This window comes from Paenibacillus glycanilyticus, from assembly GCF_023715145.1.
Lineage (GTDB): Bacteria > Bacillota > Bacilli > Paenibacillales > Paenibacillaceae > Pristimantibacillus > Pristimantibacillus glycanilyticus_A.
Map to the genome: position 1 here is coordinate 1 of NZ_JAMBNP010000003.1, position 21354 is coordinate 21354.

A 21354-nucleotide genomic window follows, 5' to 3' on the forward strand; every position below is an offset into this window, starting at 1 on the left:
TGCTCCGCCTTTCCCGATTCGGCCATGCGACCAATTCGCGTATCCGGTATTAGCATTCGTTTCCGAATGTTATCCCAGTCTTATGGGCAGGTTACCCACGTGTTACTCACCCGTCCGCCGCTAACCTTATCCCGAAGGACAAGATCCGCTCGACTTGCATGTATTAGGCACGCCGCCAGCGTTCGTCCTGAGCCAGGATCAAACTCTCCATGAAATGGCGTTTTCATCGTTCGACCGAAACCGATCGACGAAAACCCCTTGGTTGTTTGACTTGCTCAAACTTGTTTTATCGCTTTTCCGTTATTTCTAACGGGGCAGTTTTGCTCGTTGTTCAGTTTTCAAAGAACAATTTCTTTTCTCGTTGCCAACCGTGTGTTTCAGCGGCGACTTAGATAATATACCACGTACGCCTAATAGATTGCAAGTACTTTTTTAAAGTTTTTTGCTAAAACATGATTTTTCTCTTTTACATCTCATAATTGCACTCGAATTCCTTATTAAACAATTAAACCATAAAGATCCCGCCCTAATAATAGGCGAGATCTTTATGGTTATCCCAATACTTCTTTAATATGCAGATGTCTTTCGATTGTCAGGTTAATAATCGAGCCTCCAACAGAAACCCAGGGTCTTGTCGGATGTATGCCATCTGAAAACACGATCTCCCCGACTCGATCATCGCTCAGCTTGACGATATTCCCGTTATGGAATTGCGTTACTTTCTCTACAAACATTCTGACATAGGCGGGATCCAGCTTCCCAAAGGAATCGCTCTGAATTTGCTCCAGAACGAAATAGGGCGAAGCTGCCTTGCGGTAGAACCGATTTAGCGTCATTGCATGATAAATATCCGCAATGGCTACGATCTTGGCATAAGGGTGTATCTTTGTTGAATCGATCGCAAGCGGATAACCGCTGCCGTCAACACGCTCATGATGCTGTAAAGCAGTCAGCTTAACCCCCTCGTTTAGAGAGGCGATATTTTTAAGCAGCTGATAACCAAACACGGTATGCCTCTTCATCTCTTCATTCTCTTCAGCCGTCAAAGCCGTCGGCTTAGCAAAGATAGCCGGATCAACCTTGACGTTTCCGATATCATGAAGCAAACCTGCGAGCGCTACCGGCATCCAATCCTTCCGAGGAAGACTGCACCATTGGGCAATGCGATAAGAGGTTAAGGCAACCAGGATACTGTTATGCAGCAAGTAGTCCCGTTCCGCGAAATGTCTCGGCATAAACGTAAGCACCTGGTAGCTGTCCTCGTATTGCATCATCTTCTCGAGCTGGTTCCGGATATCCATAACCGGAATCGGCAGGCCAGATCGGATTTCGTTAATTACCCGCTTCAGAACAAGAATCATCTGATCGTATTCATCGTGCAGCGGGGTGGCCGATATAACGGGAGTTGCTGCCTGCAACTCCTGCTTCACATTTTCCTGCGTCTTATCTGCCTGATTTGCAGGTTGTTCGATCTGAACCTTCGGGACCAGAAAAGCCTGCATAATCTCCAATTCTCTCGGTGTGACGATGCGCCCCTTCTGAAAAAGCACTCCGCCAAGCGGGGTGAGGACATCTTCGCTGATTTTGTCGCCTAACTTCACCTGTGATAAAGCCACTGTTGCCACAACGGTCCCCTCCCGATGTATGCCAATCCAAATTGCTTATTTCTTACTCATCAGCCGGCCCTGAGCCCGGATCCAATGCTGTTTCTTGGCCCTCTTCGCCTTCTTCGAGAGCTTCGTCAGCTTCTTCGCTGCGCGCTACGCGGGTTACCGTAGATACCGTGTCATCATCACGCGTATTAATCAGCTTCACGCCTTGTGTATTGCGGCCCATCGTCGAAATGCCTTCCATACTCGTCCGAATCAACGTGCCAAGCGCGGTCATAATCATCAAGTCCTCGTCATTCAGCACAACCTTCAGACTGACGATCGGTCCGTTCTTGTCGGTAACGTTAAGGGTCTTAATCCCTTTACCGCCGCGGTTCTGGATCCGATATTCGCTCATCGGCGTACGTTTGCCGTAGCCTTTGGCCGTTACGATAAGCACGTCATTTTCCGGATTAACAACATCCATGTCAATAACGGTATCGTCATCATCCAGTTGAATGCCTTTTACGCCTGTAGCGGAACGTCCCATTGAACGGACATCCTGCTCAGAGAAGCGAATCGACATCCCTTGCGCCGTACCCATTACGATCTCCTGGTTGCCGTCTGTCAGCTTAACGCCGATTAGTTCGTCATCCTCACGAATCGAAATCGCGATCAGACCGACCTTGCGGATATTCATATAATCGTCGAGAGGCGTCTTCTTAACGATACCCTGGCGGGTAGCAAAGAACAGATAGCTGTCCGAATCAAAGCTCTCTACCGGAATAACGGCATTGATCGTCTCGCCTTGCTCAATCTGAATCAGATTGATGATCGGTGTTCCGCGGGCCGTACGGCTCAGATCCGGAATCTCATATGCTTTCAAGCGGTATACCTTGCCCTTGTTCGTGAAGAACAGGAGGAAGTGGTGGGTATTCGATACGAACAGATGCTCAACAAAGTCATGCTCCTTCGTATCCATACCAACGACACCTTTACCACCGCGCTTCTGGCTGCGGTAAGTCGTAACCGGCAGGCGCTTGATATAACCGGTATGCGTAATCGAGATGATAACATCTTCGCGAGGAATCAGGTCCTCGTCCAGAATCTCTTCATCGCTAACGGTAATTTCGGTGCGGCGCTCGTCTCCGAAGCGCTCTTTGATCTCGTTAAGCTCTTCGCTGATGATGTTCAATACGAGCTGCTCATCAGCCAGAATCGCTTTGTATTCGGCAATCTTCTTCATCAGCTCCGCATACTCGGCTTCAATCTTATCGCGTTCCAGGCCTGTCAGCCTTTGGAGACGCATATCAAGAATGGCTTGTGCCTGTTCGTAGCTGAGCGCAAACCGCTCGATCAAGCCTTCACGGGCGATGTCAGCCGTTTGCGAAGCCCGGATAAGCGCGATGACTTCATCCAGATGATCAAGCGCGATACGCAAGCCTTCGAGAATATGAGCTCTGGCTTCTGCCTTCTTCAGGTCATATTCGGTACGGCGGCGAATAACTTCGATCTGATGCTGCAAATAGTAATACAGCATTTCGCGGATATTCAAAGTCTTTGGTTCGCCATTAACAAGCGCAAGCATGTTAATGCCGAAGTTCGACTGCATTTGAGTCTGTTTGTAGAGATTGTTCAGTACAACGCTTGGCGTTACATCGCGGCGAAGCTCGATAACGACCCGCATGCCGTTACGGTCGGACTCATCGCGAAGATCGGTAATTCCCTCGATCTTTTTCTCACGGACGAGCTCTGCGATTTTCTCTACAAGACGTGCCTTGTTCACTTGATATGGCAGCTCGTAAACAATAATCCGCGCTTTATTGCCGTTCTCTTCGATCGTCGCGCGTGCTCGCATCGTTACGGTTCCGCGGCCTGTCAGATAAGCCTGGCGAATACCGCTTAGTCCCATAACGATACCGGCTGTAGGGAAGTCCGGACCCTTTACATAATCGATCAGCTCAACAGGCGTAATCTCCGGATTACGGATCAGCGCCTGAATACCGTCAATAACCTCAGTCAGGTTATGCGGTGGAATATTGGTTGCCATGCCTACCGCGATCCCTGTTACCCCGTTTACGAGCAGGTTCGGGAAACGCGACGGCAGAACCGCCGGCTCTTTCTCCTCGCCGTCATAGTTCGGTACAAAATCAACGGTTTCTTTATTTAAATCGCGGAGCATCTCCATGGCGATTTTTGACAGACGCGCCTCGGTATACCGCATCGCCGCCGCCATATCTCCGTCAATCGAGCCGAAGTTGCCATGCCCGTCTACGAGCATGTACCGCATGGAGAAATCCTGAGCCATCCGTACCATCGCTTCATAAACCGACGAATCGCCGTGCGGATGGTACTTACCGATTACTTCCCCTACGATCCTCGCAGACTTCTTATATGGCTTGTCCGAAGACATGCCCAGCTCCGACATTGCGTACAAAATACGACGATGCACCGGCTTAAGACCATCCCTTACGTCCGGCAATGCGCGGCTTACGATAATACTCATCGCATAGTCCATAAATGAATCGCGCATTTCCGTACCGATGTCACGGTCTTTAATTTGCGAATGCTGTTGTTCTTCCGCCATGTTTTACCTCCCTGACGTCATCAATCTGCAAACCTTATTAAACATGATAACCATTATATTACTTTCACAAAAAAGGCACGGCTAAACGCCCTGCATCCGTTTCATCTATGAAACCGACAAATTGCCTTCAAAATAACGAAAAAATAGGCGAATATCCGTATTCTTTCGCTTCCGATCTGCCATAAAATAAACAGATCCAAATTACATTATACCACTCATTCCAAAGTCTGTCTTCTTCTTGATTCTTATTCTTAACATCGCGCAACACCGGTCCAATCGGAAAGGAGCAACAACATTGTCTATCCAATTGGTATACAGCAAATGGGAGAAAACCAACGTCCTTCTACATTCGCCAGCTCTCCGTGAATATATACCTGCTACCAAGCTTTTCAGCAAAGAAAACCTAATGCTGATGTTGACGGAATACGGGATGGTCTACGTAAAGCCAATAAACGGCACCTTCGGCAAAGGGGTTATGCGAGTAGAAAGACTTAAGCCTGCTGCAAAAGGCTATAAATATCAGTTAAACACCACGATCCGGACTTTTCCTACACTCGAGCTGCTTCATCAAAGCCTGGTTAAAAGAATCAGCGGCAGACGTTATCTGGTCCAAAGAGGAATCGATCTGCTTCGTCATAAAGATCGGCGTTTTGATATACGAGTGATGGTGCAGCGCAATGAAAGCCATCACTGGGAAGCTACCGGCATCATCGGCCGTCTTGCCCATCCCGCTAAAGTGGTCACTAACTATCATAACGGCGGAACTCCGATGTCCTTCGAGCGCCTAATGTCTACCCATCAATCGCCTACCCAAAAAATGATTTATGCCATGCGGCTCAAGCAAATCAGCCTGGATATCGCAAGAGAGCTAGAGAAGCATTATCCGGGTATCAAAGAGCTGGGCATCGATATTGCCATTGACCAACAACAGCGTCCTTGGATTCTTGAGGTAAATACGAAGCCCGATGCTTTTATCTTCAAGAAGCTTGAAGACAAGACCATCTTCCGCAAAATCTATCAGTATGCCGTCTCCTATGGCCGTTACAAAAAGAAATAGCCGTCCATGAGGACGGCTATTATTGTGTTGTTCTAGATATCCAGGTTCTTTACGTCTTTCGCAAATTGCTGGATGAAATCACGGCGTGGCTCAACGTTATCGCCCATCAGCGTATCGAAGATTACGTCTGCTTCAATGGCGTCTTCAATCGATACCTGAAGCATGGTCCGGCTCTCCGGATCCATCGTTGTCTCCCACAGCTGAGTGGCATTCATCTCGCCTAGACCTTTATAACGCTGAACGTTTACTTTTGCGCCTTCTCCGAATTCGGCGATAATTTCATCGCGTTCTCTCTCGGACTGCGCATAACGGATAACCTTGTTCCGTTCAATCTTGAACAGCGGCGGCTGTGCGATATAGATAAAACCAGCCTCGATAATCTTCCGCATGTAACGGAAGAAGAAGGTCAGCATCAAAGTCCGAATATGCGCGCCGTCGACATCGGCATCGGTCATAATTATGACTTTGTGGTAACGCGCTTTCCCTAGATCGAAGTCATCTCCGATCCCCGTTCCAAGCGCCGTAATAATCGCGCGAATCTCGGCATTACCGAGAATGCGATCAAGCCTAGCGCGTTCAACGTTCAGGATTTTACCTCGAAGCGGCAAGATCGCCTGGAAATGACGATCTCGGCCTTGCTTCGCCGAACCGCCGGCGGAGTCACCTTCGACGATATACAGCTCACTGATCGCCGCGTCCTTGGAGGAGCAGTCAGCCAGCTTGCCTGGCAGGGAGCTGACCTCGAGCGCACTCTTACGACGCGTTAACTCACGCGCTTTGCGTGCTGCTTCGCGGGCTCTTGCCGCTTGCAAGCCTTTTTCAACGATTTTGCGGGAAACCGAAGGATTCTCTTCCAGGAACTCCTGCAGCTTCTCGGCGAAGAACGACTCGACAATACCGCGAACCTCGCTGTTGCCAAGCTTCGTCTTCGTCTGTCCTTCGAACTGCGGCTCCGGAATTTTCACCGAAATAATCGCCGTCAGGCCTTCACGGACATCATCGCCGGAGAAGTTGGAATCGTTATCCTTGATTAAGTTCGTCTTACGGGCGTAGTCGTTAATAATTCGCGTTAACGCGCTCTTAAAGCCCGATTCATGCGTGCCGCCCTCATGGGTGTTGATGTTATTGGCAAACGAATGGATATTCTCGGTGTAGCCGTCGTTATACTGCAACGATACTTCAACCTGAATATGATCCTTCGAGCCTTCCACATAAATCGGTTCTTCATGCATGACTTCCTTGTTGCGATTCAAGTGCTTCACAAACTCGATAATGCCGCCTTCGTATTTAAACGAATTCGAAGCGCCGGTGCGCTCATCGGTCAGTTCAATCTCAAGTCCTTTGTTCAGGAACGCCAGCTCGCGGATCCGCGATTGGAGCGTCTCATATTCGTAAACGGTCGTATCCGTAAAAATCTCAGGGTCCGGCTTGAACTTGACAGTCGTACCCGTCTCATCCGATTCGCCAATAATCTTAACATCATACTGCGGCACACCGCGGCGATATTCTTGCTGATATACATTTCCGTGAAGCTTAACGGTAACCGTTACATGCTCGGACAACGCATTAACGACGGATACACCTACTCCGTGCAATCCGCCCGATACTTTATAGCCCTCGCCGCCGAACTTACCGCCTGCATGCAAGACAGTCATAACAACTTCAAGAGTTGATTTCTTCAGTTTGGCGTTCTCCCCGACCGGGATACCACGGCCATTATCGATAACCGTAATACTATTGTCTTCGTGAACGCGAACCTGGATCTTCGTACAGTACCCGGCCAGCGCTTCGTCGATACTATTATCGACAACCTCCCAAACGAGATGATGCAGGCCTTTCCCGCTGGTAGAGCCGATGTACATCCCCGGACGTTTCCGTACCGCTTCTAAGCCTTCAAGGACCTGTATCTGACTTTCATCATACGTATTCTGCTGACTCAACTGCTCACTACTCCTCTCATACCTGTTCGCCTAGGCTGCTTCTAGCCATTCGCCGCAAAATGATGGGCCCGTTTCTTCAAAGTAGAGGATGATATCGGCGAATAATAGATTTTCTGCTTGGTCACAACAATCGATTTCGGTTCTTCCTCACCAATCGTCTCGACATCCTTGCGTTTGCGGGCTCCTGCTACAAATTGCTTGGAAAGTTTGGAGGATTGCTCTATCGATATATCAAAAATGGCTACCAGCTCGGCAGCCCGGATAATTTTCTCGCCGCCCAAATGGATATACATGTCCTCCGCCTCCCGTATATACGCCCGTTATCAACGCGTCACTTGGCCTTCCCGCACATCGTAGATACCGGCGTCACGGAGCTTGCTCACATTCACGCTCTCGAGTCCGGTCGTTGTAATAAACGTCTGAACTTTGCTCTGAAACGTCTCGATGAGCTGTGTCTGCCGGTTCTGATCCAGCTCGGACAGCACATCATCAAGCAATAGCAGCGGGTATTCCCCAATTTCCTCGCAGATCAGCTCTATCTCGGCCAGCTTGAGAGACAACGCAGTTGTACGCTGCTGCCCCTGCGACCCGTATACGGCCGCTTCCTTGCCGTTAATAAAGAAAGCCATGTCGTCGCGATGCGGTCCCACAAGCGACATTCCTCTGCGAATCTCCTGATCTTTCACCTGTGATAACTTTAACATAAATTGCTCAAATAAAACAGTTTCATCTTCGGAGGCGCCGCCGTCAAAGGACGGACGGTACTCTATGGTGAGGTGCTCGCCGCCCGCCGTAATGCCGGAATGAATGTGCTCCGCCCACCGCTGTAATTTATGAATAAAGTGTTTCCTTTTTTTCATAATTTTAACACCGTGTTCAGCAAGCTGCATATTCCAGATGTCCAGCATGGCCAGCTGGGAGCTCCCCGGCGATGCCGTCTTCAGAAAATTGTTCCGTTGCGCAAGCACCTTGGTGTACTGCGTCAGCGTATGCAAATAACCGGGCTGTACTTGTCCGATTTCCATATCGAGAAACCGTCTTCGTATGCCCGGCGTTCCTTTTACAATCTCCAGATCCTCCGGAGCAAACATAACGACGTTCAGCGATCCGATGAAATCGCTGAGCTTCCGCTGTTCAAGTCCGTTGATCTTCGCTTTTTTGCCTTGCGTCGAATACATCAGATCCAGCTTGACCGTGCCGTAGCGCTTCTCCACCTCGCCGTGGATGCGGGCTGAATCGGCTTCCCAGCCGATCAGCTCCTTATCCTTGGAGGTACGGTGCGATTTGGTGAGGGCAAGGGCAAAGATCGCCTCAAGCAGATTCGTCTTGCCCTGCGCATTAGGTCCGACAAACAAATTAACCTGGTTGTCCGTCTTCAGCTCAAGCTCTTTGTAGTTACGATAGTTGTGCAATTGAATGCTATTTAAAAACACGTTCGCTTGTCCTCCCGGCCTGGCCGTTTCTTAAGCACTAATCACCGTAAAGACGCCGCAGCCTTCTACTTCGACGCGGTCACCGGCGTACAGCTTTCTGCCGCGGCGGTTATCCACAACCCCGTTTATATGAACCTCGTTTTCCTGCAAGAAAAATTTCGCGTGTCCACCTGTGGATATACAATCCGCCAGCTTTAAAAACTGGCCAAGCGTAATGTATTCCGTCCGAATAGCGATTTCTTTCATCACTTGCTCACCTGCCTTTCAGCTTGCTTCAATGCCTAAATAGCCCTAGTTAGTTGTCCGATAAGGCAGGATAACGTAGGTGTTGTAATTATGATCTGTCGGACGAATAACAATTGGGCTCATCGCGCCGGTAAAGCCGATAAAGATCTGCTCGCTGTCGATGACCTTGAGCACGTCCAGCATATATTTGGAGTTGAAGGCAATCTTAAGCGGCTCGCCGTCAAATTGCTTTGCTTCAAGCTGCTCGGTTACGCGTCCGAGCTCCGTCGAGCTGGAGGAGATTTCGATCGCGCCGTCGTCAAGCGTCGTCAGGCGAACGATGTTGGTCTTCTCTTCTCTCGACATCAAATACGCACGGTCGATTGCATCCGTCAAATTTTTTGTATCAAGCACGAGTTCTGTTTTGAACATGCTTGGAATAATTTTAGAAGTATCCGGATAGGTCCCGTCGAGCACGCGGGTGTAGAACAAAACATTGCCGATTTTGAATAGCACCTGGTTATCCGCTACGACAATATCAACGAGCCCATGCTGATCCGGAACCAGCTTGGACAGCTCGACCAATGTTTTGGCAGCGATAACGACATTATTAAACCGGTAATCTACGTCAGTCTCCGCTTGAGCGATGCGGCTTGCCAGACGGTGGCGGTCAGTCGCCACAAATTTCAGCTGCTTATCTTGAAGACTCCAAAGAACGCCGGTCAGAATTGGCGTCTGCTCATTGACGGATGCAGCTAGAACGGTCTGGCGGATCATCGCTTTCAGAAGATCGCCGGGCATCTGGAACAGCTCATTATGCTCAATGGACGGTAGAACCGGGAATTCCTCCGGATCCAGGCCAACCATCTGAATATCCGTCGAACCGGAACGGATCAGGGTTTGGAAATGAGCACCTACTTCAATTTCTACATTGTCAGACGGAAGCTTCTTAACGATCTCGACAAAGAATTTAGCGGGAAGAACAACATTACCCGGTTTATCCACATGTGCAATAACGAGATTATCTCGTTCTACGGGGATAAAGCTCTGAATAGATATATCGGTATCACTTGCCGTTAAGGTAACCCCTTGATGGGTAACTTCAATCTTGATGCCGCCGAGAATCGGGATAGTCGGACGGGAAGAAGCCGCTTTGGCAACTTGCTGGATGGCTTCGTTCAGTTCATGTTTGGAAATCGAAAGTTTCATGGTTTCACTCCTAAGTCCGTTTTGGATCGATGGTTGGTTGTTTTTTGGATTTTAAAAATAGGCGGAGCCGTAATGGGCGTTTTCGCCCTTTTTTGATGATGTTTTTTTAAAAAAATATAGTAGTCGTAGTAGTAGGCGGCGTTAATATGTGGATAACCGTCTAAAACACGGATAAAGCAAGCCTATCCACATGTGTATAGCTTGTGCATAGGCTTGCTTGGTTGTTCTTATAGAAGTGTATAACTTTTACGTGTGATTTTTGATCTTTTCGGTCAGGTTCTGCAAAATCTTGAACAAGTCCTGGTCTTGCTTGAGCTGCTGCGTTATTTTCTCGTGCGCATGGATGACCGTTGTATGGTCGCGCCCGCCAAATGCCTCTCCGATCTTCGGAAGCGAATAATCGGTGAGCTCACGCGAAAGATACATGGCGATTTGCCTCGGATAGGCGACTGCTTTGGTCCGTTTCCGCGCTTTGAACTCTTCAAGTCGCAGACCGTAGAATTCGCCAACCTTTTGCTGAATATCGTTTATGGTAATCATCTTCGGACGGCTGGAAGGAATAATATCCTTTAACGCTTCGGCAGCCAGATGGGATGTAATATCCTGATTAATTAGCGAAGAATAAGCGACTACGCGTATGAGGGCGCCTTCCAGCTCACGAATATTCGTATCAATCTGATTGGCGATGTAGACCATGGCTTCGTTTGGAATATCAAGGTTCTCGGCTTTTGCCTTCTTGCGCAAAATCGCGATCCTTGTCTCCAAATCCGGCGCCTGAATATCCGTTATCAGTCCCCACTCAAACCGCGAACGCAGCCTTTCCTCCAAAGTCGGAATTTCCTTCGGCGTTCGGTCGCTGGAAATAACGATCTGCTTCCGCTCTTCATGCAGCGCATTAAAGGTATGGAAGAATTCCTCCTGCGTACCGTCTTTTCCGGCCAAAAATTGAATATCGTCAATCAATAGCACGTCAATATTGCGATATTTGTTGCGGAAGCTTTCCCCGCGGTTATCCCGGATCGCGTTAATGAATTCATTAGTAAACTTCTCGGATGAGATGTACATGATCTTCGTGCTTGGATTGTGATCCATGATGTAATGGCCGATGGCATGCATCAAGTGAGTTTTGCCAAGTCCTACGCCGCCGTATAAAAAGAGCGGATTATAGGCTTTTGCCGGTGCTTCCGCCACTGCAAGAGATGCGGCATGCGCGAAACGGTTATTGGCCCCGATGACAAACGTATCAAACGTATACTTCGGGTTAAGCATATGATTGAATGTCTCTTCATGAACGATTGGCGCTTCGACTGATTTGGGCATCACAGCGGGCACAAGCTCGGCTGTTTTGGCTTCTTCAATTGAAAATCGGACATCGACCTGCCTGCCGAGAAACTCAAACAAGGTGTTGCGAATTAATTTGGTATATCGGCCTTCCAGCCATTCAGCCGCAAATGTTGTCGGCGCCGTCACTTCCAGCAAAGAATCATTCACGAAGGAAGCTTTGGTCGCTTTAAACCAGGTATCGAAACTGGGTTTGCTTAGTTTCGTCTGAATGATTGACAACACTTGCTGCCATAAATCATAGGTATGGCTGTCCACAGACGTCACTCCTTATCAAAAATCGCCGAAACGGCGCAATTAAGCCAAATCATGTCGAATGAATGGTGATTATTACGAAATACCCACAATATGAAGAATAATTGGAACATGAGTTATGAATAGGGGATGAGTTTGTTCACATTGTTATCCACAGGTTGTTGATAAGAGTTGCTGATTTGATGAGGTATTCACACGGAAAACATAATAATCATAGCAAAAGATCCCTTGTATTTCAACGAATTGTGAGATTTTATCCACAAATTCAATAGCTTGTGCATAAAAGTTATCTACACCACTACATATTGTTAATATCTTGTTACCATTTCGACAAAGTTCGTCTAAAGTCCCAAAATTTTATGCACATGTTATTAGTTTTCCGACAAACGGGTTTATTCCATGCATTTATCCACAATATTTGGATGACGACTGTTTTAATTGACTTTTTGGGCCTGGCGTGTTTTAATAAAAAAAGCGTGTTTCAAAAATCAGCTGTTTACAAAACATAAAGCAGATCGGTGTTAAGCCGTACTGTTTAAGTACTGATATACGGGAGGTGCAGTTCAGATGAGACCTACATTTAAACCGAATGTAAGCAAACGCAGCAAAGTACATGGCTTCCGCAAACGGATGAGCTCGAAAAACGGACGTAAAGTTTTGGCAGCGCGTCGTCAAAAAGGCAGAAAAGTTCTTAGCGCATAAGCAAAAGACCACGTCGGGTGGTCTTTTTTTTTGCCCTGCGGGCGATACTGATAAGTAGGATCCGCGGGCAATCATACATAGCATGCTTATTAATATGAAGAAAGAACGGTGAACCTGGTCGTGCAAAGAAAATTGCGTCTGCGTAACCGCGCTGATTTCAATCGGATCTATCGTTACGGCAAATCCTTTGCTAATGGACAGTTTGTTGTGTATTGGTCGAGGCAGCCGGTAGCGGAACCATTCCGGTTAGGCGTCTCCGCCAGCAAAAAAATCGGCAACGCGGTTGTGCGCAACCGGATGAGGCGAGTGATCAAGGAGATTGTTCGTTTAAACGGAGCCAAAATCGTGCCGAATACCGATTTTATATTAATAGTAAGAAAACCCGCGGTTGAGATGGAGACGAAGCAGCTGGAGAAAAGCGTGTTGCACGTACTAAGAAAGGCCGGACTGCTGAAGAAGGAAGCGCGTTTTTAGCAGAATCGGCCAGCGTTGCCAAGTTGTTTCTTTGTCCTATTATTTATGGTATAGTTTAGTCAATAAAATAATGCTTAGTATGGAGTGTTCAGAGAGGAGATTTGGTGTTGGTTTTAAAAGGAAACCGCAAGTGGCTGCTCGTACTGGGTATGGTGCTGATGGTTGTTTTGCTATCAGGATGCGCACCGCATAATTCAACCACGAGTACGGCCGATTTACAGCACGGCAACTTCTGGGAGAAGAATGTTGTTTATTACTTTGCCCTTACGCTTGATAAGTTCGCAGACTGGTTCCATGGTTCGTATGGACTAGCTATCCTGCTCATCACGATTATTGTTCGGACGGCAATTTTGCCATTAACACTCAAACAGTACCGAAGCTCGAAGGCGATGCAGGCGATTCAGCCGCAAATGGCCGAGATTAAGAAGAAGCATAAAGACAATCCGCAGAAACAGCAGGAAGAAACGATGAAGCTGTTCCAGGCGAACAAGGTCAACCCAATGGCCGGCTGTCTGCCGCTTCTCGTGCAAATGCCTGTGTTTATGGCGCTTTATAACTCGATCTATTGGAACCCCGAGGTTCGTACCCATGAATTCCTGGGCTTGCAGCTTGGCGAACCGGGACCTTGGTATTTCCTTCCGATCATTGCAGCGGCTACGACGTTCGTTCAGTCGAAAATGATGCAAAAACAACAGACGCAAACGATGCCGGGCATGGGCGCTATGCTTATGATTTTCCCAGTCCTGATCTTCGTTATGGCGCTTAACTTCCCGTCGGCGCTGCCGCTGTACTGGATTTTCAGTAACATTTACACCATTATTCAAAACTACTTCCTGTACGTTCGTTCATCAAACAAGGGTAAGGAGGCCCTCGCGAAATGAAGAAAATCGTAGCATCAGGAAAAACGATTGATGATGCTGTACGGAGCGGTTTGACACAATTAAATGTAACCATGGATCGCGTGAAAGTGCTCGTGACGGAACAGCCTTCCAAAGGATTGTTCGGACTCATTGGCGTTAAAGAAGCAAAGGTTGAGCTGGAGCTTATACCGGATCCAACAATTGAAGCAGAGCAATTTCTTCGTGATGTGGCAGAGGCGATGGGACTTACGATCGCTATCGAACGGAAACAAACGAAAGAAGCAACTTATCTGTCCGTTTCGGGCGGAGGGGATATTGGCATGCTGATAGGCCGGCGCGGTCAAACGCTTGACGCGCTGCAGTATTTGGTTAACATTGTGGCAAATCGATATTCAGACAGCCATCTTCGGATCGTACTTGATGCAGAAGATTTTCGCGAGCGTCGCCGCAAAACGCTGGAAGAATTATCGGAACGCCTTGCAGGCAGAGTTATTCGCACGAAGAAAGAAGTCGTGCTCGAACCGATGTCGTCGCATGAACGCAAAGTGATTCATTCCCAGCTTCAAAATCACCCAAGGGTAAAAACTTACAGCAAGGGCGACGAGCCAAATCGGCGAGTTGTTATTGCTTTGAAGGAAAAGCAGATGTAAAGTTAAATCCATACGTAATCCAATTCGCAGCAATGGCTCTCGTGGTCATTGCTGTTTTTCCATTTGAGAGGTGCTGAAAGCTGATGGTGCACGATACTATTGCGGCGATTTCGACTGCGATCGGAGAAGGCGGCATAGCGATTATTCGCGTCAGCGGTCCCGATGCGATCGAAGGGACTGCCCGAATTTTTCGTTCAAGGACCGATCTTCGGGATGCGGCAACGCATACCGTTCAATACGGTCATATTATAGATCCGAAGAGCGGGGAAGAAGTTGAAGAGGTTATTGTGACCGTTATGCGCGGTCCCCGTTCCTTCACGGCAGAGGATGTCGTTGAAATCAATGCCCATGGCGGCGTTGTTGCGGTGAAGAAGGTGCTTGATCAGGTTCTTCTGCAGGATGGGATGAGACTTGCGGAGCCAGGCGAGTTCACGAAGAGAGCCTTCCTTAATGGACGGATCGATCTGATGCAGGCGGAAGCGGTAATCGACCTTATCCGTTCGAAATCGGACCGTGCTTTCTCGGTTGCGCGCAAGCAGGCGGAGGGAACGCTGTCGAAGCGGATCAAGGCGCTGCGGCAGACCGTCATTGAGCTGCTCGCGCATATTGAAGTGAATATCGATTATCCCGAGCATGATGTCGAAGATCTGACAAGCGCTTATATCCGCGAACAAAGCGGATCTGCCCTGGAGGAGATCGGCAAGCTGTTAAAAACGGCGAATGAAGGTAAAATATTGCGAGAGGGCATAATGACAGCAATCGTGGGCCGTCCCAATGTGGGCAAGTCCTCGCTTCTTAATATGCTGGCGCAGGAGAACAAAGCGATTGTAACGGATATTCCCGGTACAACAAGAGATGTTATTGAAGAGTATGTTACGCTTAATCATATTCCGCTCAGACTGCTGGATACGGCGGGCATTCGCGAAACAAACGACGTGGTGGAGAAAATCGGCGTCGAGCGCTCGCATAACGCGTTGGAAGAAGCCGATTTGATCTTGTTCGTTCTTAACAATAATGAGCCTATGCATGAGGATGACCGTGTGCTCCTTGAGAAGGTGAAGGATCGCCAGCTTATTCTTATTATCAATAAATCGGATTTGGAATCGAAGCTGGACATGGCTGAGATTAACTCGTTGATCGATGAAGAGCGGATCGTTCGCATGTCGGTAAGAGAAGAAGAAGGGCTTGATCTGCTGGAGAAGGCCATCAGCAAGCTGTTTTTCGAAGGGCAGCTGGATTCCGGAGATTTGACATATGTCAGCAACGTTCGGCATATTTCTTTGCTGAAGCGGGCGCAGCAGTCGCTCCTTGATGCCATTGAAGCGTCGAATGCCGGCATTCCAATCGACCTGATCCAGATCGACGTACGCTCCGCATGGGAGTCGCTTGGCGAAATATTAGGCGATGAGGTTGGCGATTCGTTGATCGACCAAATTTTCTCGCAGTTCTGCTTAGGCAAATAATTTAGCTCGAAAGATAGATGGCGACCGGCAGGCAGGGAGAACCATGCCTGCGCGGTTCGATGAATTGGAGGGATAAACAAATGACGTACGAAGCTGGGCAATATGACGTAATCGTTATAGGAGCGGGTCATGCCGGCTGTGAATCGGCGCTTGCTTCCGCACGGATGGGCTGTGAGACGCTTTTGCTCACAATCAACCTGGACATGGTGGCTTTTATGCCTTGTAACCCGTCGATCGGGGGACCAGCCAAAGGGCATGTCGTCCGTGAAATTGATGCATTAGGCGGGGAAATGGGCCGCAATATTGATAAAACATTTATTCAAATGCGGATGCTGAATACGGGGAAAGGACCAGCCGTTCACGCACTTCGTGCACAGGCCGATAAATTCTCCTATCAGCATACAATGAAGAAGACAATCGAGGAAACGGATCATCTGACTCTTCGTCAAGGGATGGCAGAGGATTTAATCGTCGAGGACGGCAAAGTAATCGGCATTGTGACCAAAACAGGCGCAATCTACCGCGCGAAAGCTGTCGTTATTACAACGGGTACCTACCTTCGCGGCAAAATTATCATGGGCGAGCTGATGTACGAGAGTGGCCCGAATAACCAGCAGCCATCGGTTAAGCTGTCTGCAAGCCTGAAGGAGCTGGGCTTTAAGCTCGCTCGCTTCAAGACGGGAACACCTCCGCGCGTGCATAAGGATACCATTGATTTCAGCAAAACGGAAATTCAGCCGGGTGATGACAATCCGAAGTTTTTCTCGTATGAAACCAAGTCCTCCGACAATGAGCAGCTGCCATGCTGGCTGACATACACGTCCGAAGCGACTCACAAAATCATTAACGACAATTTGCACCGTGCCCCTATGTTCTCCGGAGCGATTGAAGGTACGGGTCCGCGTTATTGTCCGTCTATCGAAGATAAAATCGTCCGCTTCGCGGATAAGCCAAAGCATCAAATCTTCCTGGAGCCGGAAGGCAAGCATACGTCGGAGTATTATGTGCAAGGTCTCTCGACAAGCATGCCCGAGGACGTACAGCTTGGTATTTTACGATCAATCCCAGGTTTGGAAAATGTTGAGATGATGCGTAACGGCTATGCGATTGAGTATGACGCCGTTGTTCCGACGCAACTTTGGCCGTCCCTGGAGACAAAGCTGGTTGACGGTTTATTCACAGCCGGACAAATTAACGGAACATCCGGTTATGAAGAAGCCGCTGGTCAAGGAATCATCGCCGGCATTAATGCGGCACGCAAGGTGCAGGGTAGAGAACCGGTTATCATTGAGCGTTCGCAAGGGTATATCGGCGTGATGATCGATGACCTGGTGACGAAGGGGACCAACGATCCTTACCGTTTGCTGACATCCCGCGCGGAATACCGCCTGCTGCTTCGTCATGATAATGCGGATCTTCGGTTGACTCCTACAGGTTATGAGATCGGTCTTATTTCGGAGGAGCGTTATCAGGAGTTCCTTAATAAGAAAGAGCTTGTAGCGCAAGAAATTGAACGCCTTGGCACCGTGAAAATCCGTCCGGAGGTTGCCCAGCCTATGCTGGATGCAGCGAATTCCGCGCCAATTGCTTTTACAATGGATGCCTTATCATTGCTTCGCCGTCCGGAACTGACTTATGCGCTGATTGAGCCTTTTGCGCCATCGGAGCTTCCGTTGACGGAAGAAATGAAAGAGCAGGTCGAAATTCAAATTAAATATGCCGGTTATATTGAAAAGCAGCTGCATCAGGTTGAACGATTGAACAAGATGGAGAAGAAGAAGATTCCGGATGATATTGTGTACAGCGAAGTGCATGGTCTTGCATCGGAAGCTAAACAAAAGTTAGCCGACATCCGACCTTTGTCGATTGGCCAGGCTTCCCGGATCGCAGGCGTTACTCCTGCAGACATCTCCATTCTGCTGGTTTATTTGGAACACTATAACCGGGTGACGGCAGCGAGAGGACAATGATGACAGAGACGCATGTATGGTTTGAAAAGCTGCTGGGGGAGAACGGGATATCGTTAACCCCGAAGCAGCTCGAGCAATTTGATTCCTATCACCGCTTGCTGGTGGAGTGGAATGAACGAATGAATTTGACGGGCATTACCGAACGCGATGCGGTATTCGAGAAGCATTTCTACGACTCGGTATCGCTATCGTTTTTCGTGGATATGAAGGAAGTAGGCAGCATTGCAGATATTGGTTCGGGTGCGGGGTTCCCAAGCATTCCTCTGAAAATTTGTTTCCCGCATTTGAAAGTGGTCATTGTTGATTCGCTTAACAAACGGATTCAATTTCTGAATCATCTAGCTCAAGAGCTTGGCCTTGACCATGTGAGCTGCGTGCATGGTCGTGCCGAGGATATTGCGAGACTACCGGAGTACAGAGATTCCTTCGACCTTGTGACTGCAAGAGCAGTTGCTCGTCTTAATGTGTTAAATGAATTTTGCCTACCTTTCACTCGCAAGCGTGGAACCTTTGCAGCAATGAAGGGCTCCCAAAGCGTAGAAGAAGTGAAGGAGGCTGGTGTGAGTCTGCGCGAGTTAAAAGGAAAAGTTCGTGCGGAGCAAGCTTTCAAGCTGCCGTTTGAGCAGTCGGAACGATACATCGTGTTGATTGAGAAGACGGATGTTACTCCAAAAAAATATCCGCGCAAAGCAGGCACTCCGCTTAAGCAGCCGCTTGTATAAACGCCAAATAAACCTCCGTATGTTCCACGTGAAACATACGGAGGTTTATTTGTGTCTATCTGAAATATTACGAAGATCAAGCAGGAAAAACCCAGCATGAAGTCGAAATACTAGAGTAGATAAGACGACCCGGTCGAAATGAGATTCGATAGTCTCTTAAATGAGGTTGTTTGTACACTGTAATATAGATAAAATGGTAGTAACGGGAATTATGCCGTTAATGCATAGCAGCACATCTTGGAAACCAGCCCATAACAACGGTAATGGTTTCTTGGTCGGGTGGTAGAGTAGATAATATGAAGGAATCATTTTCCCGTTTATTCGGTCTAAGTGATCAGCGGAGCGGTCAAGAAGAGGTCCGGCAAATTCCTATCCAAGATATTGATACGAGTCCGTTCCAGCCTCGGACAATCTTCGATGATGAACGTATCGATGAGTTGTGCCAAACGATCAAAACGCATGGCGTTATTCAGCCGATTGTTGTTCGTGCACGCAATGGCAGATATGAAATCATTGCTGGCGAGCGTCGTTGGCGTGCGGTTACTAAGCTTGGATACGAGACTATACCGGCTATTATTCGCGAGTTTAACGATTCACAAACAGCATCTATTGCATTAATCGAAAACCTGCAGCGCGAGAACTTGACAGCTATTGAGGAAGCGGTTGCCTATCAGAAGCTAATTGAGCTTCATGAGTTGACGCAGGAGAGCCTAGCTCAACGATTAGGCAAGAGCCAATCCACGATAGCAAACAAATTGCGCTTGCTGGGATTAAATGACACTGTTAAAGAAGCGCTTGCCAGTCGTAAAATATCAGAGAGACATGCTAGAGCGTTGCTTTCTCTTGATACGGAAGAGCTTCAAAACCAGGTGCTTGAAGAAATCATTACAAGAGAATTAAACGTTAAGCAAACGGAGAACCGTATTGCTTCATTGAAGGAAGAGCCAAAAGCAAAGCAAACGAAGCGTTTTGCTATGCCGAAGAATACTCGTCTAGCGTTTAATACCATTCGTCAAGCTGTACAGATGGTGTCCAGCACGGGGATGGAAATTAAGGCTGACGAAAAAGATCTTGGCGATTTTTATGAGATTACTATTCATATACCGAAAAGTTAGCTTTGCGTAAATCGGAAAAGATGCACGTAATAGTACTAATCCGGGCCGTCCTCTATGAGGGCGGCAAAACCGTTTATAGCGGTACGTTTCACCGTTAGATCATCATGGGATTAAAAGTTTGGGACACAGAGGTGAACAAGTTTGTCTAAAATCATTGCAATAGCCAATCAAAAGGGCGGTGTTGGTAAAACGACAACGTCTGTTAACTTAGGGGCATGCCTGGCAACACTCGGTAAACGGGTGCTGCTGGTTGACATTGACCCGCAAGGTAACACGACAAGCGGAATTGGTATCAATAAAGCAGACGTGAACAACTGCATTTATGATGTACTTATTAATGACGTGCATCCAAAGGATGCGATGTTCGAAACAAAAATCGATGGACTTAAAATCATCCCTGCGACGATCCAACTCGCCGGTGCCGAGATTGAAATGGTGCCAACGATCTCTCGTGAGCTTCGCCTGAAGAAAGCGCTGCATCTCGTGAAGGATCAATTCGACTATATTCTGATTGATTGCCCGCCTTCGCTTGGTTTGCTGACGATTAACTCTCTGACAGCGGCTGACTCGGTTATCATTCCGATTCAATGTGAATATTACGCGCTGGAAGGATTAAGCCAGCTCTTAAATACAGTAAGACTCGTTCAAAAGCACTTGAACACAACCCTTCAAATTGAAGGGGTATTGTTGACGATGCTTGATGCGCGGACTAACCTGGGTATCCAGGTGATCGAAGAAGTGAAGAAGTATTTCCAACAGAAAGTGTATCAAACGATTATTCCGCGGAATGTTCGTTTGAGCGAAGCGCCATCCCATGGCGAGGCTATTATTACGTATGATCCAAGATCCAAAGGTGCTGAAGTATATCTTGAACTTGCTAAGGAAGTGATTATGTATGAGCAAGCGGCTAGGTAGAGGACTTGATGCGCTTATTCCATCGCTTTCGGTAAGCGAAGACGATAAAGTCATTGAAATTCAATTAACGCAACTGCGTCCGAACCCGTATCAACCACGCAAAACATTTGATGACGAATCCATTAAAGAATTGGCAGAATCGATCAAACAGCATGGTGTTATCCAACCGATTATCGTACGCACCGTACTTAAGGGTTACGAGATTATTGCGGGGGAGAGACGTTTCCGCGCCTCGCAGCTTTGCGGCAACTCAACGGTACCTGCAGTTGTTCGAGCATTTTCTGATCAGCAGGTTATGGAAATTGCCCTTATTGAGAATCTGCAGCGTGAGGATCTAAATGCGATTGAGACAGCGATGGCTTATCAAGGGCTGATGGATAAATTCAAGCTGACGCAAGAAGAGCTGTCGATGAAGGTTGGCAAGTCCCGATCGCATATCGCAAACTTCCTTCGTCTACTGGCATTGCCTTCAGAGATCAAGGATAATGTTTCACGTGGAACAATCTCGATGGGTCATGCAAGAGCATTAGTAGGGATTAAGGACGCAGTAGTTCAAAAGGACATGGCTAACCGCACGGTGAGTCTCGGCTGGAGTGTTCGCGATCTGGAGGAAGCGATTCAGAAGCTTGAAGTGAAGGAGACGGCAGAAGCGGCTAAGGCGAAAGCGAAGTCGAAGAAACGGGATCCGTATATAGAGAGCTTGGAAGAGTCGTTAAGAGATCGGTTCAAGACAACGGTTAAGATCAAGCAACAAAAAGAAAAGGGCAAGATCGAGCTGCAATATTACAATAAACAGGATTTGGAGCGGCTGCTCGAGATGCTCCAGAATATGGCGTGATTTATCTGA

The 21354-nt window shown here is 48.0% G+C and carries 19 protein-coding genes and 1 rRNA gene; 11 read left to right on the forward strand and 9 right to left on the reverse strand.

The genetic code is table 11. The features are described 5' to 3' along the window. The 3 genes from M3194_RS09555 to gyrA form a co-directional block, all read right to left on the reverse strand. Positions 1–214 (reverse strand): 16S ribosomal RNA (locus tag M3194_RS09555); the annotation flags it as partial. Between the two features lie 337 nt (positions 215–551). After that, the gene (locus M3194_RS09560; protein ID WP_251653218.1) at positions 552–1625 is read right to left on the reverse strand and encodes an HD-GYP domain-containing protein; all 1074 of its coding nucleotides are present in this window, start codon (positions 1623–1625) and stop codon (positions 552–554) included. A 43-nt stretch (positions 1626–1668) separates the two neighbouring features. Next, entirely contained in the window at positions 1669–4176 is a 2508-nt protein-coding gene (gene gyrA, locus M3194_RS09565) for a DNA gyrase subunit A (protein WP_251653219.1), read from the reverse strand. Positions 4177–4471: 295 nt separating this feature from the next. On the opposite strand from gyrA, the gene M3194_RS09570 reads away from it, so the two are divergent. Next, the gene (locus M3194_RS09570; protein ID WP_251653220.1) at positions 4472–5233 is read left to right on the forward strand and encodes a YheC/YheD family protein; all 762 of its coding nucleotides are present in this window, start codon (positions 4472–4474) and stop codon (positions 5231–5233) included. A gap of 32 nt (positions 5234–5265) precedes the next feature. Here the strand turns inward: M3194_RS09570 and gyrB are convergent, their stop codons facing one another. From gyrB to dnaA, 6 genes are all read right to left on the reverse strand, one after another. Further along, positions 5266–7173: a DNA topoisomerase (ATP-hydrolyzing) subunit B gene (gyrB, locus tag M3194_RS09575; protein ID WP_251653221.1), complete on the reverse strand. Its 1908-nt coding sequence runs from the start codon at positions 7171–7173 to the stop codon at positions 5266–5268. 41 nt (positions 7174–7214) lie between these two features. After that, positions 7215–7466: an extracellular matrix regulator RemB gene (remB, locus tag M3194_RS09580; protein ID WP_012772007.1), complete on the reverse strand. Its 252-nt coding sequence runs from the start codon at positions 7464–7466 to the stop codon at positions 7215–7217. Positions 7467–7496: 30 nt separating this feature from the next. Beyond that, positions 7497–8606, reverse strand: a complete 1110-nt coding sequence (gene recF, locus M3194_RS09585; RefSeq protein ID WP_251653222.1) for a DNA replication/repair protein RecF — start codon at positions 8604–8606, stop codon at positions 7497–7499. Positions 8607–8636: 30 nt separating this feature from the next. Beyond that, a complete protein-coding gene (yaaA, locus tag M3194_RS09590) occupies positions 8637–8852 on the reverse strand; it encodes a S4 domain-containing protein YaaA (RefSeq protein WP_285889206.1) in 216 nt (71 codons plus the stop codon). Positions 8853–8897: 45 nt separating this feature from the next. Then, positions 8898–10040 (reverse strand): DNA polymerase III subunit beta, encoded by a 1143-nt coding sequence (dnaN, locus tag M3194_RS09595; RefSeq protein ID WP_251653224.1) that lies wholly within the window; start codon positions 10038–10040, stop codon positions 8898–8900. Between the two features lie 246 nt (positions 10041–10286). Further along, a complete protein-coding gene (dnaA, locus tag M3194_RS09600) occupies positions 10287–11639 on the reverse strand; it encodes a chromosomal replication initiator protein DnaA (protein WP_251653225.1) in 1353 nt (450 codons plus the stop codon). A 564-nt stretch (positions 11640–12203) separates the two neighbouring features. Between dnaA and rpmH the strand changes: the two genes are divergently transcribed. The 10 genes from rpmH (at position 12204) to M3194_RS09650 (ending at position 21345) form a co-directional block, all read left to right on the forward strand. Further along, the gene (gene rpmH, locus M3194_RS09605) at positions 12204–12338 is read left to right on the forward strand and encodes a 50S ribosomal protein L34 (RefSeq protein ID WP_015847830.1); all 135 of its coding nucleotides are present in this window, start codon (positions 12204–12206) and stop codon (positions 12336–12338) included. Positions 12339–12458: 120 nt separating this feature from the next. Continuing rightward, positions 12459–12812 (forward strand): ribonuclease P protein component, encoded by a 354-nt coding sequence (gene rnpA, locus M3194_RS09610; RefSeq protein ID WP_251653226.1) that lies wholly within the window; start codon positions 12459–12461, stop codon positions 12810–12812. A gap of 149 nt (positions 12813–12961) precedes the next feature. Further along, on the forward strand, positions 12962–13693 hold the full coding sequence (locus tag M3194_RS09615; RefSeq protein WP_285889226.1) for a YidC/Oxa1 family membrane protein insertase: 732 nt from the start codon (positions 12962–12964) through the stop codon (positions 13691–13693). Beyond that, positions 13690–14322 (forward strand): RNA-binding cell elongation regulator Jag/EloR, encoded by a 633-nt coding sequence (gene jag, locus M3194_RS09620; RefSeq protein WP_251653228.1) that lies wholly within the window; start codon positions 13690–13692, stop codon positions 14320–14322. The genes M3194_RS09615 and jag overlap by 4 nt, the downstream gene beginning before the upstream one ends. 83 nt (positions 14323–14405) lie before the next feature. Further along, a complete protein-coding gene (gene mnmE / locus M3194_RS09625; protein WP_251653229.1) occupies positions 14406–15785 on the forward strand; it encodes a tRNA uridine-5-carboxymethylaminomethyl(34) synthesis GTPase MnmE in 1380 nt (459 codons plus the stop codon). Positions 15786–15865: 80 nt separating this feature from the next. Beyond that, complete coding sequence (mnmG, locus tag M3194_RS09630; protein ID WP_251653230.1) at positions 15866–17755, forward strand: tRNA uridine-5-carboxymethylaminomethyl(34) synthesis enzyme MnmG; 1890 nt, start codon at positions 15866–15868, stop codon at positions 17753–17755. Continuing rightward, the gene (gene rsmG, locus M3194_RS09635) at positions 17755–18477 is read left to right on the forward strand and encodes a 16S rRNA (guanine(527)-N(7))-methyltransferase RsmG (protein WP_251654185.1); all 723 of its coding nucleotides are present in this window, start codon (positions 17755–17757) and stop codon (positions 18475–18477) included. Before mnmG ends, rsmG begins: the two co-directional genes overlap by 1 nt. A 296-nt stretch (positions 18478–18773) precedes the next feature. Beyond that, positions 18774–19592 (forward strand): nucleoid occlusion protein, encoded by an 819-nt coding sequence (gene noc, locus M3194_RS09640; protein WP_251653231.1) that lies wholly within the window; start codon positions 18774–18776, stop codon positions 19590–19592. A gap of 141 nt (positions 19593–19733) precedes the next feature. Beyond that, positions 19734–20507, forward strand: a complete 774-nt coding sequence (locus M3194_RS09645; protein ID WP_251653232.1) for a ParA family protein — start codon at positions 19734–19736, stop codon at positions 20505–20507. Beyond that, positions 20488–21345 carry a ParB/RepB/Spo0J family partition protein gene (locus M3194_RS09650; protein ID WP_251653233.1) on the forward strand — a complete coding sequence of 286 codons (858 nt, stop codon included), beginning with the start codon at positions 20488–20490 and terminating at the stop codon, positions 21343–21345. Before M3194_RS09645 ends, M3194_RS09650 begins: the two co-directional genes overlap by 20 nt. Positions 21346–21354 lie beyond the last annotated feature (9 nt).